The organism is Streptomyces sp. NPDC042346 (assembly GCF_055581845.1).
In genome coordinates this window covers 43,187-59,914 of the sequence record NZ_JBVJEH010000002.1, presented here as the reverse complement: position 1 = coordinate 59,914, position 16,728 = coordinate 43,187, and the positions used below count along the sequence as shown (strand labels likewise).

At 68.5% G+C, this 16,728-nt stretch carries 15 protein-coding genes and 2 pseudogenes; 8 read left to right on the top strand and 9 right to left on the bottom strand.

Features of this window, described 5'->3' with window-relative positions:
* Positions 1-6: 6 nt before the first annotated feature.
* Positions 7-606, bottom strand: a complete 600-nt coding sequence (locus ACZ6K0_RS08925; protein WP_469234244.1) for a dihydrofolate reductase family protein — start codon at positions 604-606, stop codon at positions 7-9.
* Entirely contained in the window at positions 603-1,457 is an 855-nt protein-coding gene (locus ACZ6K0_RS08920) for a metalloregulator ArsR/SmtB family transcription factor (RefSeq protein ID WP_376413237.1), read from the bottom strand. The genes ACZ6K0_RS08925 and ACZ6K0_RS08920 overlap by 4 nt, the downstream gene beginning before the upstream one ends.
* A 422-nt stretch (positions 1,458-1,879) precedes the next feature.
* On the opposite strand from ACZ6K0_RS08920, the pseudogene ACZ6K0_RS08915 reads away from it, so the two are divergent.
* The 3 genes and pseudogenes from ACZ6K0_RS08915 to ACZ6K0_RS08905 all read left to right on the top strand — a co-directional run.
* Positions 1,880-2,254, top strand: a pseudogene (locus tag ACZ6K0_RS08915) (transposase); the annotation flags it as partial.
* 95 nt (positions 2,255-2,349) lie between these two features.
* Entirely contained in the window at positions 2,350-2,952 is a 603-nt protein-coding gene (locus ACZ6K0_RS08910; protein ID WP_469234246.1) for a GNAT family N-acetyltransferase, read from the top strand.
* Positions 2,953-3,545: 593 nt separating this feature from the next.
* On the top strand, positions 3,546-4,352 hold the full coding sequence (locus ACZ6K0_RS08905) for an IS5 family transposase (protein WP_469234248.1): 807 nt from the start codon (positions 3,546-3,548) through the stop codon (positions 4,350-4,352).
* An 82-nt stretch (positions 4,353-4,434) separates the two neighbouring features.
* Here the strand turns inward: ACZ6K0_RS08905 and ACZ6K0_RS08900 are convergent, their stop codons facing one another.
* The 4 genes and pseudogenes from ACZ6K0_RS08900 to ACZ6K0_RS08885 all read right to left on the bottom strand — a co-directional run.
* Positions 4,435-4,833: a hypothetical protein gene (locus ACZ6K0_RS08900; RefSeq protein WP_469575574.1), complete on the bottom strand. Its 399-nt coding sequence runs from the start codon at positions 4,831-4,833 to the stop codon at positions 4,435-4,437.
* A 243-nt stretch (positions 4,834-5,076) separates the two neighbouring features.
* Positions 5,077-5,559: a hypothetical protein gene (locus ACZ6K0_RS08895; protein ID WP_469234251.1), complete on the bottom strand. Its 483-nt coding sequence runs from the start codon at positions 5,557-5,559 to the stop codon at positions 5,077-5,079.
* Between the two features lie 153 nt (positions 5,560-5,712).
* Positions 5,713-7,233: a hypothetical protein gene (locus tag ACZ6K0_RS08890; RefSeq protein WP_469234253.1), complete on the bottom strand. Its 1,521-nt coding sequence runs from the start codon at positions 7,231-7,233 to the stop codon at positions 5,713-5,715.
* Positions 7,234-7,493: 260 nt separating this feature from the next.
* Positions 7,494-8,252, bottom strand: a pseudogene (locus tag ACZ6K0_RS08885) (collagenase); the annotation flags it as partial.
* A gap of 1,034 nt (positions 8,253-9,286) precedes the next feature.
* Between ACZ6K0_RS08885 and ACZ6K0_RS08880 the strand changes: the two are divergent.
* Positions 9,287-10,120 carry a tat (twin-arginine translocation) pathway signal sequence gene (locus ACZ6K0_RS08880; RefSeq protein WP_469234254.1) on the top strand — a complete coding sequence of 278 codons (834 nt, stop codon included), beginning with the start codon at positions 9,287-9,289 and terminating at the stop codon, positions 10,118-10,120.
* Positions 10,121-10,139: 19 nt separating this feature from the next.
* On the opposite strand, the gene ACZ6K0_RS08875 is transcribed toward ACZ6K0_RS08880, so the two are convergent.
* Positions 10,140-10,337 carry a hypothetical protein gene (locus ACZ6K0_RS08875; protein ID WP_469234256.1) on the bottom strand — a complete coding sequence of 66 codons (198 nt, stop codon included), beginning with the start codon at positions 10,335-10,337 and terminating at the stop codon, positions 10,140-10,142.
* Between the two features lie 362 nt (positions 10,338-10,699).
* Between ACZ6K0_RS08875 and ACZ6K0_RS08870 the strand changes: the two genes are divergently transcribed.
* A protein-coding gene (locus ACZ6K0_RS08870; protein ID WP_469234257.1) for an IS5 family transposase occupies positions 10,700-11,517 on the top strand; the annotation gives its coding sequence in 2 pieces (ribosomal slippage) (positions 10,700-11,156 and positions 11,156-11,517; 819 coding nt in all).
* A gap of 100 nt (positions 11,518-11,617) precedes the next feature.
* Positions 11,618-12,877, top strand: coding sequence for a PQQ-binding-like beta-propeller repeat protein (locus ACZ6K0_RS08865; protein ID WP_469234259.1), 1,260 nt, complete (start codon positions 11,618-11,620; stop codon positions 12,875-12,877).
* A gap of 145 nt (positions 12,878-13,022) precedes the next feature.
* Here the strand turns inward: ACZ6K0_RS08865 and ACZ6K0_RS08860 are convergent, their stop codons facing one another.
* Complete coding sequence (locus tag ACZ6K0_RS08860) at positions 13,023-14,252, bottom strand: MFS transporter (RefSeq protein ID WP_469234261.1); 1,230 nt, start codon at positions 14,250-14,252, stop codon at positions 13,023-13,025.
* Between the two features lie 55 nt (positions 14,253-14,307).
* Here ACZ6K0_RS08860 and ACZ6K0_RS08855 point away from each other — a divergent pair, with 55 nt between their 5' ends.
* Both ACZ6K0_RS08855 and ACZ6K0_RS08850 read left to right on the top strand, forming a co-directional pair.
* Positions 14,308-14,670 (top strand): winged helix-turn-helix transcriptional regulator, encoded by a 363-nt coding sequence (locus ACZ6K0_RS08855; protein WP_469234262.1) that lies wholly within the window; start codon positions 14,308-14,310, stop codon positions 14,668-14,670.
* A 136-nt stretch (positions 14,671-14,806) separates the two neighbouring features.
* Positions 14,807-15,322, top strand: a complete 516-nt coding sequence (locus ACZ6K0_RS08850) for a hypothetical protein (RefSeq protein ID WP_469575569.1) — start codon at positions 14,807-14,809, stop codon at positions 15,320-15,322.
* A gap of 751 nt (positions 15,323-16,073) precedes the next feature.
* Here ACZ6K0_RS08850 and ACZ6K0_RS08845 read toward each other — a convergent pair.
* Positions 16,074-16,595 (bottom strand): MarR family winged helix-turn-helix transcriptional regulator, encoded by a 522-nt coding sequence (locus tag ACZ6K0_RS08845; protein WP_469234266.1) that lies wholly within the window; start codon positions 16,593-16,595, stop codon positions 16,074-16,076.
* Between the last annotated feature and the right edge of the window lie 133 nt (positions 16,596-16,728).

Sequence of the window (16,728 nt, the reverse complement as noted above, 5' to 3'; positions counted from 1 at the left end):
GTCGGATCAGCGCACCCGGTCGTAGACCATGGCGATCTCACCCAGATCGCCGGTCTCCTGATGGGCGAGCGTCCACTTCGTGCTCGGCAGGCCGTCGTCGAACAGCCGCTGCCCGCCCCCGACGATCTCGGGGAAGATCATCAGATACAGCCGGTCCAACAAGTCTGCCGAGAGAAGTGCCTTGATGACGCTGGCGCTGCTGTTGACGAGGATGTCCCCCTCACCGGTGGCCTTGAGGTCGGCGACGATGTCCGCAGCGGGAGCGTTCACCACGCGGGTGTGTGCCCACGGCGCCTCGGCCAGGGTGGTCGAGAACACCACCTTTTCCGTGTCGACCAGCCACTTCGCATATCCACGATCACGCGGATCGGCACCCTCGTCCGCGGCGACCGATGGCCAGTACCCCAGGAATCCCTCGGCGTTGACCCTGCCGAGCAGCGCCGTCGTCGCGCCCTCCCAGATACGGGTGAGATGGTTTCGCGCGACCTCGGTTGTCACGTACGGGGCGAATGCGCTGAAATCGTTCGCCCCACCGGGACCGTTGTAACGCCCGTCGAGGCTGAGAGCCAGGTTCGCGGTCACCCTGCGGCCGGTCGAGTCGGTCATTTCGCGCTCCTTCTATCGGCACTGTCGGTGTCGTTCGGGTCTGCGGCGAGGGCCGCCAGGAGTTTGTCGAGGCTCTGGCCGAAGCCGATCTCGATGCCTGCGATGAAGTCGGCGGAGTCGACCGTGCTGTCAGTGATCCGCCAGTGGGCGTCGAGGTCCGTGCCGGTACCGCTGGGCTTCAGGCCGAGGTCGACGTGGGCAGTGAACGCGATGCGCCCATCGGGCAGCACCGGAGAGAGTCGGTAGCTGAGGCTCTCGCCGGGGCGCACGTCTTCGACGACTCCCTCCGCGCGACCGGCGACCAGGTCAGAGCCGTCGGAGTCCTCGGCATCGCGGTACTCCTGGACGACCCGCCCACCCGGTCGCGCCTCGAAGACGAGCTCGGAGACGCGAAGGTCGTCCGGCGTCCACCAGTGGGCGAGCAGGGATGCCTCGGTGAGATGGCGCCAGACCAGCTCGGGTTGCCCAGGCAGCGACCGGTGGAACCTGAACGAGCGACCATCGGCCCACCCGGACTCCTCTGCGGCGAGCCGCTCCGCGCGGAGGCTGAGCCCGTAGCTGTCGTAGGTCGTACGCGAGCCACCGACCTGGTCCGCAGTGTCGGCGAGCCGGTTCAACGCAGCTGCCAGATCCCGCAGGGGAGCGGGCTGAAGCGCGTAGATACGGCGCTGGCCGGTGCGCTGCGAGGTGACGATGCCGGCACGTTCAAGGGTCTGCAGGTGCTTGGTCGTCTGCGGCTGGCGCGCCTCGGCGAGCTGGGCAAGCACGCCGACCGGGCGAGGCCGCTCGGCCAGCAGTCTCACGAGCCGCCAGCGGGCCGGGTCGGCCAGTGCGGTGAGGAGTGCATCCATGAACACAATCATTCTCTACAGAGAATATTCGTGTCAAGGAATATTAAGCCCCCAGGCGCCCCGAGCTGGAGGCCGCCGCGAAGCTCGCCGGGCAGATCCGCTCCTCCGGAGCCGCCGTGACCCTCGTCGCCACGAACACAAGCGGCTCAACCGAGGCATCGAACTCGCCGCGCTCACGGAAGGGCTGAAGGCCGGCGACGTAGGCCCGGACTTCCTCGCCGAAGAACCGAAGGCCTCGCACGCCCCTTCCGGGGTCGTGTTCACCGTGCGCGCGACCATGTCCGGCCTTGGAGCGCGAGCACATCCGCAACCGCACCCTCGAAGCCCATGAGCCCGCCCGCAAGCGCGGCAAGACCACCGGCAGCGCGAGCGTCACCGGCCCCCCACGTGCGCGATCAGAAAAGGGGGCGCCGGGCCGGTCCGAGCCCGAGGATCAGGCGCTCGGACGCTCACGTGGTGGCTTGAGTACGAAGGTCCACCTGGCCAGTGACAGCCGGGCACGACCTCTGTCCAACCATGTCACCGCGGGCCAGGCCGGTGACGCGTCGGCCTTCGAAGCGGTCATGTCCGGAATCCGGATTCCACGAAGCGGGGTCGGCAGACCAAGAACCCGGCCCGCGGTTGTCCTCGCTGATCGCGCCTATTCTTCCCGCGCGATCCGTGGGCATCTCAGTCGCCGAGGTATCCGGGCCGTCATTCCGCAGCCCGCGGACCAGGTCGGCCACCGCGTACGGCGAGGCCGCGCCGGAGGCCGCCCGCCTGGCTTCGACGCCGAGACATACAAGGAGCGCAACACCTCCTATGTGGGCTCGTCGCTGACCAGGCATGGCGACGCGCCACGGAGCGGAGAAACGTGGTGGTCCCGGCCTGAAGGCCCCCATAACATCCGCCTATGACGGAAAGCATCAGGATTGCAGGCGACGAGCAGGACTCAGGGGCTGAAAGAGAGCTTTCCTGGCGGGCCAAGTCCGTCGGCCTCGTAGCACTCGACATAGACGACGCCGAGTTCATACACAACTGGCGATCCGACCCCGTAGCCGCCCACCAAATAGGCATCTGGCCGCGCTCACTCACCGCCATGCGCGAGCGCATCGAGCGCGACATCGAGGACGACGATCGCGACGACTTCCTTATCTACCCTTCCAGCGGCACTCCTGTCGGCTACGTTGCACTGACCAGCCAGAACATCGTCAACGGCACAGCCCAGGTCGAGCTGCTGCTCGCTGCTCAGCATCGCGGGCACGGCCACGGCACAGCTGCCCTGGACGCTGTGGTGGACCTAGCCTTCGGCGAACTCCCGATGTATCGGCTCACGGCGGAAACGCACACCGACAACACCCCCGCGCTCGCCGTCCTTGCCAAGTCCGGCTTCACCCAGGAAGGAATCAGCCGCGCCGCCTGCCTGCACCGTGGCCGCCGCCACGACCTCGCCGTGTTCTCGCTACTCCGCCCCGAGTGGGAAGAGCTGAACCGTCCTCGTGCCTGGGACGCCTGACCGGCGGAGGGCTTGTCCACCACCCAGCCCAGCCAGGCGCGACACTCCTCAGAGCATCAAAGAGAAAGGCTCTAGGGGTGTCTGGCAAATGATCAGCTGGCTGGTTCGTGGAGCCAGAGGATCAGCGAGGGGTGATCGAACGCGCGATGGCACAGCACAGGCATGCCGACGGGTGACCGTCCGTCCGGCATGCAGGGGCCAATCTCACCCGTTCGATGACGAGTCAGCGCACGTCAAGCGGTCTGGACACCCTCCGCGACCGCTCCCCAAGATCTGTGCCAGAACCGAGATGTGGAATCGCTTGCCGGGCGCGTTGGCCTCAGAAGGCGTATTCATACCGATCACCGAGCTTGGGGATCGAACAAGGATCCTGATCGGATGATCTCGGAGAGGTTCGTGCATGAAGAACAGGGCCTCGTGGCGATTCGGAAGGTGTTGAAGTCTCACCGAACGCCAGGAGGCCCTGCTTGTCGCAGTTGTACGCGGTTGTCGTCCCGGAGTTCGACTCGTCCGTCGTGTCGTGCGATTGTCTCGCGCACAGGTTCGGGAACGCGGCGGATCAGCCGGAGAGGGCACGTCGCTATCCGTCGGACATGACGGACGCGGAGTGGGCCGGGGTCCGGCCCCTGCTGCCGGTACCGGCCTGGCTGGAGGGCCGGGGCGGCCGTCCGGAGGGTTACTGCCACCGGCAGATGCTCGACGCGGTGCGATACGTCGTCGACAACGGCATCAAGTGGCGCTCGGTTCCCGCCGACTTCCCCGCATGGGACCGGGTTTACGCGTTCTTCCGGCGCTGGCGCCGCCAGGGCCTGGACGTGGAGTTCCACGACCGGCTGCGGGGCGAAGTCCGCGTCAGTGGGGGGCGGGCAGCCGAGCCGACCGCCGGCATCATCGACTCGCAGTCAGTGCGGGCCGCCAGCTCGGTTCCGACCGTCTCCCGCGGTTACGACGGCGGGAAGAAGGTACCGGGCCGCAAGCGGCACGTGATCACGGACTGTCTCGGCCTGCTGCTGGTAGTCGCGGTCACCGCCGCCAACGTGGGCGACCGCGAGGCCGCGGTGCCCCTCCTGCAACGGGTAGGGGCCGCACACCGCTCGCTCCGTCTGATCTGGGCGGACGGCGGCTACACCGGCATGCTCACCGACTGGGCACGGGAGAAACTCCACCTCGTCCTGGAGATCGTCAAGCGGAGTGACGAGCCGCGTTTCGTAGTGCTGCCGAGGCGGTGGGTGGTCGAGAGGTCGCTGAGCTGGCTGATGCGTTCGCGTCGGCTGGTCCGCGACTACGAGACGCTGCCCGCCACCAGCGAGTCCATGATCTTGTGGTCGATGACCATGCTTATGTGCCGCCGCCTCGCCCGCCGCACCCACACGACCACGACGATGTCCCTGGCAGCCTGAACCGCGCCGTCACGCCCTCACTGTTCTCTGTCACCGGACTTGGACCACTTGCCATCGAAGCAGGATCACGTGCCGTGGGCGGCTACAGGCCAGAAGCCGGTACGGCGCGTTCCCACTGCTCCTCGAACGCTTCCCGGGTGATCTCCTGGCCTGCCAACTCCGGGTCGAAGAAGTCGACGACCGGCGGGTTCAAGGGCCAGTCGTCAGGTCCGCTCCTGATGCGGCCGCTCCCGTCCTCAGCCAGCTCCACTTCGCGGGTCCGGCGCCCGTCCGATTCAACCTCCATGAGGTAGACCGGGCCGCCGTCGTCCTCGCCGTCCCAGTGACGCCGCACGTACACGATGCTCCTGTCCGCGAGTGCCCCGAAGCCAGGAAGCCCGCGCTGTGCGTCGCGTTCGGCCCGCAGGCCGTCCAGACCTGGAGGCATGAGTGGCGCATCGATGTCGACTTCTTCGAGGTTGTCGCCCTCGGCCCAGGTCACCGACTCCTGCCTGGTGACAACCTCGGTCCACGCGAACGTTTCCAGGATCTCTCGGGCCGACCGCGCGTGGACCCACCACCATGAACCGCCCATCCCATAGTCGTGCAGGACGAGGAACCTCGTTTTGGCTGCGGGATTTGAAGAAGTCATAGGACGGGACCCTAACAACGGAGCCATCAGACCTGTTCAGCTGGTCGGTCCACCTTGGATGGCAAACGACCCGGGTTCAGTGACAGCGGACAGTCACGCCGTCAGGATGCTGAACTCCCCGGACTGGTGCCGGGTGATCCACCCGTGTTCTGCCAGGCGATTCGCCCGCGAACGTACTCCCTCGATCTTCGCGGGCACCGCGTCCAGTCCCAGGGCCGTCGTGAGGTCCTTGGCTCGCGCCTTTTCCCGGCCCGCCGCCGCCTCGGTCTCCAGCACCGAGATGATCCGCTGGTAGCCCGGCGCGAGGACAGCCCTGGTCAGCTGCCCGTTCTGGCAGGGCACCGGTGAACCCGTCATCGCGGCGGCCACCGCGTTGTCCTCCACCACCTCCACGGTTTGGCCAGCCGGCTCGGCCAGCACCTCCACCACCGCCTCACGGGCGATGACCAGCCGTTCGAGCACTCGCTCGGCCTCTTCGAGCACGGCCACGATCCTGGCGACTTCCTCCCGCGCCCGCTCGACCGCTTCCCGCGCGGTCGAGGCCTTCGCCTCCAGCAACCCCAGCACCGACGCCACCAGCCACCCCCACCAATCAAGAAGCAACCCGACGCCCCAACGCTCCCGCACCGACGCGGAATTCACCCCTGACCAGCGGAAACTCAACGGTCACGACCAGAAAGACAACGACCTCTCAGTGGATGGCCGACGGCGATTGCCTGCCCGTGATCGCTACGTGGGCGTCGTCTCTCGGCGTCGGGCCGCCGCCAACGGGGTGGCGGCGCCGTTCAGGCAGCGGTCGAAGAGTGCGTGCATGCGGGGGACGGGGAGGGACGGGTTGGCCGCGGCGCCCTCTGCGGTGCGGAGGTCGGTGAGGAGGGTTTCCAGGGTCTCCGGTGTCAGGGTCGGGTTGGCGGCGGCTGCCCGGCGTACTGCATCGTCGGGGTCTTCCAGCGGAGGTTCGGGCAGGGTGGGGTCGGCCGCGGCCAGGGCGCGTACCTCGGGGTCCGGGTGGCCGATGAGGTGGGTCCGGCCGGTGCGGGGGAACGCGGGCAGGGTCAGCAGGTGCGGCCGGTGGGCCGGGCGGGTCACGAAGACGTCCAGGAGAAGGTGCGGCGGAGCCAGTGGGTGGTGGCAGGCCAGCTGGATCCGTACCTCCTCGTCATCGTCCAGCGCCAGTGTCCCGACGAGCTCGGCGGGCAGGCCGGGCCAGCTCGCCGCAACCCGGCGGAGCACCGGTTCCTGGGACGTCGCGCAGGTGGCGTACCAGTCGGGCGAGGGCTCGGTGGCCGGCTCCGTGATCGGGCAGGTGCAGTCGGGACCGTGATCGACCACACTCTGGACCGCCTCGAATTCGGCCCAGGTACGGATGGAGGGCTGGAGGCGGGCACGCATCCGCACGTCCTCGTCCGGATCCTGCCTCAGCTCCGTCGACGCCGGTCCCAGGTCGGGCCGGGTGGCGACCAGCCTGCGGATCTCTGCATCGGGGTGGCGGGCGAGCCGGGCGAGGGCGTCGGCCGGGGTATGGCGGTTCCCGGCCAGTGGGCGCACCTCGTCGTCCGCGAAGCACTGCTCGACGACCGCGGGTGACAGGGCACAGGTGCCGAGCACGAACCACGTGTCGCGTGGTTCGAGGGACGGCAGTTTGGCCTCCACTGCCTCCGGGTCCAGCACCCATCTGCGTTCCCGCGCCGCCTTCCGCACCGCGGGGTCGGGGTCGTCGAGCAGATCATTGCGCTGCGCAGCGGTGAGCGACTGCCACTGGAAGACGGCGCACAGACGGAGTGCGGGGTGGTCGTGACCGGCCATGTCCCGCGGGAAGGACCGAGGGACGTGCCGGGAGGACCAGAGCTCCCCGACGATGTCCTTTTCGGAGACCCTGCCGTCCTCGCCTCCTTCCTCGGCGGTCAGGAAGGTGACGAGGATGTCGTCCGGCAGGGGCCGGACCCATCGGGGCTGGACCCGGGTGCCGCGGGCGAGATGTGCACGGACGAGTCCCGAAGGGTCCGATGCCAAGGGAGCGAGTCGTGCGGGGTCGACGTACAGGTTGCGGGCGAGGGCGCGGCGGATCGGCTCGACCGGGTGGCGGAGGGCCGCGTCGATGACGGCGTCGGGCAGGTCGCGGCCCTCGCACATCAGCAGGCCGGCCTCACCGGCCGCTTCGTCCAGGAGGCGTATCAGCACGTCGGCGGGCGCCGCCGCGTTGAAGGCGATGCCGCGCAGCCACAGTTCACGGAGAGAGTCGGACACCATGTCATCCTGCCACCTCGCCTCCTGAACCGGGCCGCCCGATGGCTCCCTCGTTGGCGCTGACCTGCGGCTCCGTCCGCAGGGCTTCGACCATGACTGGTGAGGCGGCCGTCATCGAGATCGATTCTGACTTTCGCTCCGAGCGCGTTCGTGCGACGACGCAGCCGTCAGGCGCAGGTGGGCTTCATCGCTACCGCGTCCCGCCCATCCGGGGCGGCGGACGAGTCGCTGCCCCGGACCTACCGGAGGAGTACGGGTCAGGCGCCGGCTGCCACGCTCGTCAGCCAGGCGTTCCAGTCGCTCTCGTAGTCCAGTGAAGTGAGGAAGGAACGCGCGGCGGTCCAGTCTCCGGTGCGGTAATGGCCGAGCACGGTGGCGACGTCGGCCGGGTGCTTCTCGACCATGTAGCGGGCGGCGAGGTAGCCCCAGTTGTAGGTGCGGTTGACGTCGCTGTTGGCGTAGGTGGTGTCGAACAGCGTGCGCAGGGAGTACGTGTGCTTGCCGGCCTCGGCTACCGCGTTGGCGTAGGTGACGCCGCGGTAGGAGTAGGAGATGTACTCCGCGATGCCCTCGCCCCACCACACGGTGGGGGTGGTCTGACTGGCGCCGAAGTCGCCGTAGAGATTGAAGCGGCCGTCGAGATAGTGGGTGTACTCGTGGTTGAGGTTCCAGATTTGCCAGCCGGGGCTGACGTCGGTGCGCTCGTAACATATGAACCGGGGCTGGTTGCCCGTCGCGGAGGGGTCTCCCTCCAGGTACATGCCGCCGTTGTTGGTGTCGATGCCGTAGATCTTCCTCGCGTAGGCCTTGTAGTCGGCGCTCGAGTTGAAGACATCGACCTCGAGGGTGGTGTTGTGGTCGTTCGTGACAGGCCCCGAGTCCTTGGCGACGCTGTGGAAGTAGGCGTCCTGGTTGGCCAGGCTCGCGCAGGTCGCCGTCAGCTGGGCGGCGGTCATCTCCTGGGCCCGGATCCGCAGCGACGGGCTGCAGTCGTGGACGATCGGCAGGATGCGCGATTCCAGCCCGCCGCCGGCGGTTGCGCCGGGGGCGCCGTTGACCTTGCCGTGGGCCGGGCGCTGGCCCGGGTCCGTGAAGACGTGGTCCGGCTTGGGCTCGGCCTGGGCGGGAGCGGCCGCGAAGGCCGATATGAGCAGGGCGGTGGCGATGGCCATGGCGCGCAAGATGCACTCCTGGGGAGGGGAGTTGGTGGGCCCGTCCGCGACGGATGCTGAGTAAAATTGCACATGTCACATGGCTTTTCAATACTGTTCACAGGACGTACTGCGCTCGTTCGTCGCTCCATGGCTGCACCTGCCTGTGCGTCACCAGTCGTGGCGGCGAGAGTGAAGGCCGCGACTCTTCGCGCGGCGTCGGAGTGCCGTGATCGACGGAGGGAGCGCTCCGAACCCGCCGCACACGCCGGTACCTGCAGCAGGCGGCCGACGCCCTGGTCGAGGCCGAGTCGGCCCAGGTGGAGGCCTGTCGGCCGGCCGACGGACACCTGGCGGCCGCCGTCCCGCTCGCCTCGGGGCAGGCCGCGTCGGCGCTGGCGCGGTACGAGCGGTACGAATGGCGCACCGCCACCAGCCGCCGCCCCCCGATCGGCCCAGCTTCCCGTACGGGAGAGGCGCCGGCCGTCCTCGAAGTCGAAGTCCTTCCCGTTCAGCCTCTCGAGAAGCGTCGTTCCGTCCTTTTGAAGCACTGCGCGGGTCCCCTCGACGACCAGCGACTTCGGCCTTCGTGGCGTCGTGGAGCCCTGTTCCCTCGTAGTGCTGAAAGGGCCGGCACGCGCCGTCGGAACAGTCGCAACCACCGTCAAGCCACTGAGGGTCGCCCCCCCGGCTCGTGTATCCAGCGCTGCCCGCAGCCGCTGATGAGTCATGCGGGCAGCGTTTACGATGCACGTCCTAGGCCAGGTGAGGGTAGCCCCACCCTCAAGTCGGAGGTTGGCCTTACAGACCAGCCGCCCGTCATCGCGTTGGCTTTCGTCACCGGGGCCCCGGCCCCCGGCCTCCATCCGCACGGAAGGTCCACTTCTCCTTCAGCAAGGGCATTGATGAACAGCTTCGACTCCCTGCCCCGGCTCACCGGCACACCGCGACGGCAGATCGGCGTCCTGACCGGAGTGACCACGGTGCTCCTGGCCGCCTTCTTCGTCGTACCCGACTCCCTGGCCCATCAGGGCATCGACACCGGCAACCTCAGCGCGTCATTCCGTAGCGGCATGGTCGGATACTGGGAGTCCGGCAGCCAGGACTTCCCCCGCCAGTTGGAGGACGCGGTCGCCTTCTGGTTCCGCTTCCACCTCGTCAAGGCCGGCCTGTCGGCCCTCCTCTTCGCGGCGACCGTGACCCTCGGCGTCGTCCTGTGGCGACAGTGGCGCCGGGCGGCTGTCGACCGTCCCGGCGGCTTCCTCCTCGCGCCTCCGGCGCTCCTCGTCACGTTGCTCGGGCCCTTCGCTCTCGTCGGGCTGGTGGCCAACGTCCAAGGTGCGACAGCACCGTTCGCGTCGCTGCTTCCCCTGCTCACCAACGGTGGTGCCGACGGTGAACTCGCCACCACGCTCGCCCAGATCCGGCAGCAGCTCGCCGACTACCCCGCCGGCCCGCACGCGCCCGCCCTCACCGCCATGGTGAGCGACCTCGCCCTCTACCACGCGGTCCTGGCCGCGATGGCTGCCCTTGTCACCGTCGGCCTGGGGGTCATCACTGTCGTGCAGTGGCGGCAGCACAGGGTCACCTCCGACGCCCGGTCCCGGCGCGCCATGAAACTCGGGATCACGGTGTCGGTCCTCCTATCGGGCGTTGTGCTCGTTGTCGCCTTTGCCAACACCAGCACCGCCACACACTCGGCCGAGGCACTCGCCGGGCTCTTCAACGGAGGCTGGTAAGCAGCCCTCAGCACAGTCGTCAACGCGAGCCGGCTCGCGCCGCCACGCACAGCAGACTCGTCAGATCCTCCGGCAGCGTCACCGTCCTGGCGCCCACCTCGTCGATGTGGGCCGTCCAGTCCCGGTACGGGCCGGAGGTGTCGTAGGCGTCAGGGACGTCGTCCTCCCGGACCGTCTTCAGGCGATGACGGAGGTGTTCTCTCCGTGTCGGCCGCACGTGCACCGGCCCCACGTCGACGTCGCCGTCGGCCGGCGCATCGTTCCGTCGTAGCGCCACCAGTCGTGATGCCGATCTCGAGTGCTCCCCAGCGCTGCTCTTCGCCCCAGTTGGTTCGCGAGTGGACCAACTGGGGAATGCGGGGGAGTGGAATGCCGAAGGGTGGGTGTGGTTTCTCTGAAGGGAGTCCCGTTCAGGCGGTGAGGGGGCCTATTCCTGTTGCTCGTCCGATCTCGGCGCCCCCTCGCGCGCACCTGCGCAGAGGAGTGTCGTGCAACCGCCTGACCGCCACCCCGGCGAACCCGTGCGGTCGCGGAGCACTAAGACCGCGTCCTATGTGATGAGGCGTCGTTGGCCTTGATATGGGCCGGGGTACGTGGAGTTGGATTGTTCCGGACGGGCTGTGGGAGATCGCGAAGCCGCTGATCCCGCCGTCCACGGTGCGGCCACAGGGCGGCGCGACGCAGGACACGCCTGATGAGACGCTGTTCGCCGCGATCCTCTACGTGCTCGTCAGTGGTTGCGCCTGGCGGGCTCTTCCGCCCTGCTTCGGGATATCGAAGTCGACCGCGCACCGCCGGTTCCTGATCTGGTCCCGGGCCGGAGTGTGGGGCCGGCTGCATGAGGAGATCCTGCACCGCCTCCATGACGCCGGCCTGCTCGACCTGTCCCGCGCCGTCCTCGACTCTGCCCACGTGAGGGCGAAAGGGGGGGGCGACCTCACCGGCCCGAGCCCCGTGGACCGAGGCGAGGCGGGTTCCAAGATGCACGTCCCGTCGGACGCGAACGGACTGCCCCTCGTTGTCGGCCTCTCGGCGCCAACACCCACGACGGCCAGGCCCTGAAGCCCGTGATCACGGGTCTCCAAACGAGACACGACCCCCACCGCGGCCGCCACTTCAAGCCTCAATGCCTGCACGCCGACAAGGCCTACGGCATCCCCCACCTGCGGAAATGGCTCCGCGGCAAACGCATCGGAGTCCGTATCGCCCGCAAAGGCATCGAGTCATCAGAACGGCTCGGACGCCGCAGATGGGGCATCGAGCGGACCATGTCCTGGCTGACCGGATACCGCCGGCTCAACCACCGCTACGAGCGCCATCCACGCAACCACCTGGCCTTTCTCGGCCTCGCCGCAGGCCTGTGCTGCTACAACCGACTCGTCCGCCTCACCTCATAGGGCACGGTCTAAGCGAACGCGCTGCGAGGACAACGCCACTAGGCTGCTGAGGAGTTGTCCAAAAGAGGAGATCACTGTGCGAGTGACGCACCGGCACGTCATGCATCTGGCTCTCGTGGCTGTGCTGACCGGTTTGGCGGGCTGTTCCGACGGCGCGTCCGGGACGGACGCGGACGCCAGGGCCCCGGGTGCGGCCTCCGGCGCCAAGTCTCCCGCCGCGGCGAAGCCGAAGGCGTTCGATCCTCCGGCGAAGTTCGGCAAGGAGATCGCACTGCCCGTGGACGAGGACGTCAAGGACTGGGGGTTCGCCCTGCACGGGCCCAGGCTGTACCACCGGACCTCCGAGGCCCTCGACGCCTACGACACCCACTCCGGGCAGAAGCTCTGGTCGTCCCCCCTCGGCCGCAAGGACTGGTACACCGGCAAGGAGGGCATGCCGAGCGACGACCAGACCATCCCCCCGGTCCTCGCCCAGCAGGACGGACACACGGGCGTCCTCTTCGCGTACGCCGACTACACGAAGGGCTCCGGCACCAAGCGTGACCGGACCGACGTCTACCTGCGTTCCGTCGACGCGGACAGCGGCAAGGTGTCCTGGACGGTCCGGCTGCCCGCGCCGAAGGGGGCGACCGTCAGTGACCTGGAGCCGGCGGTGATCGGCGCCGAGGGCGGAACCGCGGCCGTCAGGGTCCTCACCAGCCCGGACGATGCGGGCAGTGACGGCGGCCAGAGCGCCACCACCTACGCGGTCGACCTGAAGAGCCATCAGGTGACCTGGCAGAAGGACGGCTTCGCGGGCGCCGCGCTGGACGGCGGCGTCGTCATCGGCGCCCAGCTCAGTAAGGAGGCGACCTTCCAGTCGATCGACGGCTGGCACTCCCCGCAGGAGGACCTCGCCCTCGCGGGCCTGGCGCTCACGGACGGCTCCCCGCGCTGGAAGCAGGAGGGCCGCGCCGGCGTGGAGGTCGAGCAGGTGGGAGGCGGCTTCTTCGTCGCGGGAACGCTGCGCGACAGCCGTACGGGCGAGCGCGTCCCCAGCGCACCGAACGGCAGCTTCATCCACTGCTTCCACGACCAGCGGTCCGTGGTCGTCTGCGACACCAAGGAGATCGCACAGGGCATCGACGCCCAGAGCCGCAAGGTGCTCTGGACCATCTCCGAGGACGACCCCTCACGGAAGAAGCCCGAGGTGCTGAACGCCTTCCACGGTGCCGTCTACGCCACCGCCGACGCCGAAGGCGTCATCCTCGACGCCCGCACGGGCAAGGACCGCGGCCTCTACGACAGCGAGAGCCCGTACATGATCAACGAGTACGCCGCGGTGGGCATCGACATGAACGTGTACCCCGCGACCGGGTGAGCTGGGGCTACGGTCGATCTGCGGTCGGTGCGCCGATGCGGCCGGCCGCAACCCGGGACCGCCACGACTACCTGGCCTTCCTTGGGCTCGTCGCCGCTCTCTGTTGCTGCAAGCGCCTCGCCCGCCTCACCACGTAGGACACGGCCTAAGCACCTCCGATGCGGCTCCGCGCCGCTGGAACCACTCTGCCGATCGTCGTGGCGAGTGTGGCTCCGAGGGCGCTGACGCCGACCAGGGTGAGCCAGGTCGCGGTTGCCCCACTGGAAAGCAACCCGGAGAGGGCGGCCGGGGCCACCGCTCCTGCGACGGTCACGGCGAGTTGGTTGAGGGCCAGGTATCGGCCGCGGAGAGCGTCTGGGGCGCTCTCCGCGGCGACAGTCGAGGTGATGGGGCCGCAGAGGACTTCGCCGAAGGTGTAGCTGCATGCGCCGAGCAATACGATGCCGACCGCGAGGGCGAGCGCAGCCACGTGGTCGGCGGCAAGGAACAGGAGGTAGCCGGCCGCGAAGCAGGCGTGTCCGGCGACGAGGACGCGGCTGCGGATTCGCCCGCTGAGCCACCCGATGACGAGGCCCTGGCCGAAGCCGACCATCAGGGTGTTGAGCGTGAAGATCGCGCCGGCGGTCCAGCCAGGCAGTCCCAGCACGTCCACGGCGTAGACGGGTATCGCGATGTTGAGGGCGAACAAGGAGATCGCGAAGCACAGTTGATGCGCGACCAGCGACAGGTACCGCCGGTCCCTGAGCACGTGCCCCCAGCCTCCGGCAGCGTCCTGGCCCGCCTTGGCGGCACGGATGTTCGGCACCGCCCGCATCAGAACGAAGGCGGTGACATAGGACAAGGCATTGACGATCACGATCGCGGCCCAGACGCCGTTGGTGCCGAAGCTGACCGCGACGGCGGAGAGCAGCCCGCCGACTGCGTAGCCGAGGTTGCGTACTGAACCCAGAAGACCGAACCATCGCTCGCGTTGGCCGGGCGCGGCCAGCGCCGTGACGGTCACGCCGTAGCAGCTGAAGAACACCGCCCGCCCGGCACTGTTCAACCAGGCGCAGATGACGATCTGCCATGTCTGCCCCACGACGAGATACCCGGCGAAGCCGAGCGCCTGGGCCAGGTTTGCCGCCTGCAGTACCGGCTTGGCGCCGTACCGGTCGACCAGTCCTCCGACGAGAGGGCCCGCAGGGAGCGCCAGCAGCCCGGCCGTCGTCAGTGCCGCGCCCACCTGCACCAGTGTCAGCGACGTCGTGGCCAGGAAGTACAGCATCGATACGGGGACGAAGACACCGGTGCCGATCGAGTCGATGACGATTGCTGCGACGAAACGGCTGTGCCGAGCTATCGAGGGACGGATCGTGCATTCGGGAATGGTCACAACCCGGACGGTATAGAATCTATATCGGTATCTACAACGCTACCGGGAGTCGTGCATGGGTAACGCCTACAACGTCATGGCCGCGACCTGCCCCAGTCGCACCGTTCTGCACCGGATCGGGGCGCGCTGGACGGTGTTCATCGTCAACGCGCTGGACAACAGGCCGATGCGATTCACCGAACTCAAGGCGCACATCCGGGGTATCACACCGAAGGCGCTCACCGAGACCCTTCGCGCGATGGAGTACGACGGTCTGATCTCTCGCACGGAGATTCCCGCGAGCCCTCCGCATGTCGAGTACGCCCTCACCGACCTCGGGCGGTCACTGCTGACACCCCTGCGCGCGGTCCGGCAATGGGCCGAGAGCCACGTCCCCGACATCGAACGCGCCCGCGCCCAAGCAGACGCGCAGCGGTAACCCTCGTTTCGCCGATAACTGCGGTTCCTCGGAACGAGCAGGTTCGGCCTCAACGAGAGCGCCACCTAGGGAAGTTCAAGGCTGCGGCCCGCGCTTCGTCAGTGCCCGACCTGAGCGTGGAACCCCCGTGCGTCCCATGTCGAGCACGGTCTCGGCTCCCGCGGGCGCGCCGTGGTGGTCGGCCAGCGCCCTGCGTCCAGCTGTCCTCACCGACACGGCACGCCACAGCACCACCCCCGCCGTGGTCCCGGCGCGAGGGCAGACCACGCAATGGGCACGCGACATGCTTCTGCTCATCCACGCCGCCGAAGGCGTCGACACCCGTGCCCTCGCCCGGGGGACACGGATGCCGATGAACACCGCGGTCCGGCTGCTGGACTGGCTGCGCGACGAGCAGCTCATCGACACCGTCGATGGCGCCCACTTCCCCGGAGCTCTGCTGGCCATGGCCGCCACGCAGGCCGACCCGGACAACTCGCTCCTCAAAGGCCGACAACGCCACAGGCTGCTGTCGAGCCTTCCGCGCCGGGTCTTGCCCTCCTCGGCGACACCGACCACCCAGCGGCCTGGTCGCGGTCGGTTGCTCAGGCGACCACCTGATCAACCCGCAGACGAACTGAACGAGCATCCGCTCGCCGGCCTCCCCACATGACCAGTCCGTCTGGTACGCCCAGACCGCCAGCCCCCCCCGCACTGTTCCCGGCCGCCGAGCAGGACTCTGCGGCCGGGGCCGGCGAGTGCAGACCCAGGCCACCGCGCCATCACCGGCATCCCCTCCCTGATCCCCGCCGACGCCCGCGCCGCGTTCGCCCAGGAACGCGAAACCGCCTCCGCCGTCCAGGCCGCCGCGATCCGCCGCGCCCGCAACGAAAGTGCCGCCAGGCCCGGTCCAGGTGACGCAACCGCCCCGTGGAAGTGGCCGGCCTCAACTCGCCCTCGGACGAGTGAACCGGTCGGAGGCGGCGTTTTACCTGCCAAAACCAGGCCCGCACCGATGGGTGCGGGCCCCTCGTGTGCTCGGGGTGCCCTCGTCGGGTCGTCTCCGACCCGACGAGGGCACCATCCAGGCCATGAAACGGAAGCGGTACGCCGAACACCGCGCGCTGCTCTACGCCACGCCCATCGCCGGCGCGGCGGTTGGACCGGCTAACTCGCGAAGCGCCTGCGCGGCTGCAGCCATGCGGCCCAGCCGGTTTCCGCGGCTGCAGGACGGGCACAGAATGACCAGTTCCCACGGGTTGGTCGCGTGAGCCACGGCAGCCAGGGAGCAGTGGTGCCCACGAATAGCCCTGGTCGGTCCCTCTCGAACTTGAAGGCGTCTTCCCATAGGTGCGCAGTGCGCGATGTGGGAGGCGAGTATGAGCGGGTGGGGGAAGCGAGCTGGGCGGCTGGGAGCAAGCCGGTCAGGGAGTCCGGTGATCAGGGGTGCGGGCGGGTGGGGGGCACGTGTCCTGGTCGGTCAGGTGGCTGTTCATGGTGGTGTTCAGTTCGGCCATGAACGCTTCGAACTGTTCCAGGAGTCGGGGCGGGTGGTGCGACATCGCGGCGTCGAGGCGGTGGGCGAGCGGGCCGAAGAACTCGTCCGCACGTTCCTGGATGTGTGCTCCGCTGCGCAGAGTGACGATGCGTCGGTCGGAGTGCTCGCGGGCGCGGGTGATGTGCCCCGCCGATTCGAGGCGGTTCAGGAGTGCGGTGGTGGCGCCGGTGGAGAGGGAGATCCGTTCACTCAGCCGTGCCGGGGACAGGGGAGTGCCGCGCTCCTCGGCGGCGGCGATCTCCAGGACCGCGGTCGCGTCGGTGGAGTGCAGGCCCAGCCAGGCGGCGAAGCGCCGGCTGAGCTCGGCGTAGTGGCCGCCGTAGATCCTCAGTGATTCCATCAGCCGCTCACGCTGCTCCGCGACGCCGTCGCGCACGGCTTCCTCCATGCCGACTCTCCACCCTTCTCTCCTGCCACGCGGTCCGCACGGTTCGCACGGACCGCACGGTCACTTCGCTTTGACAACCTACCGCCATCACTTTACCTTCACGGTGGAATTACTTCACCATGGAGGTATCTGG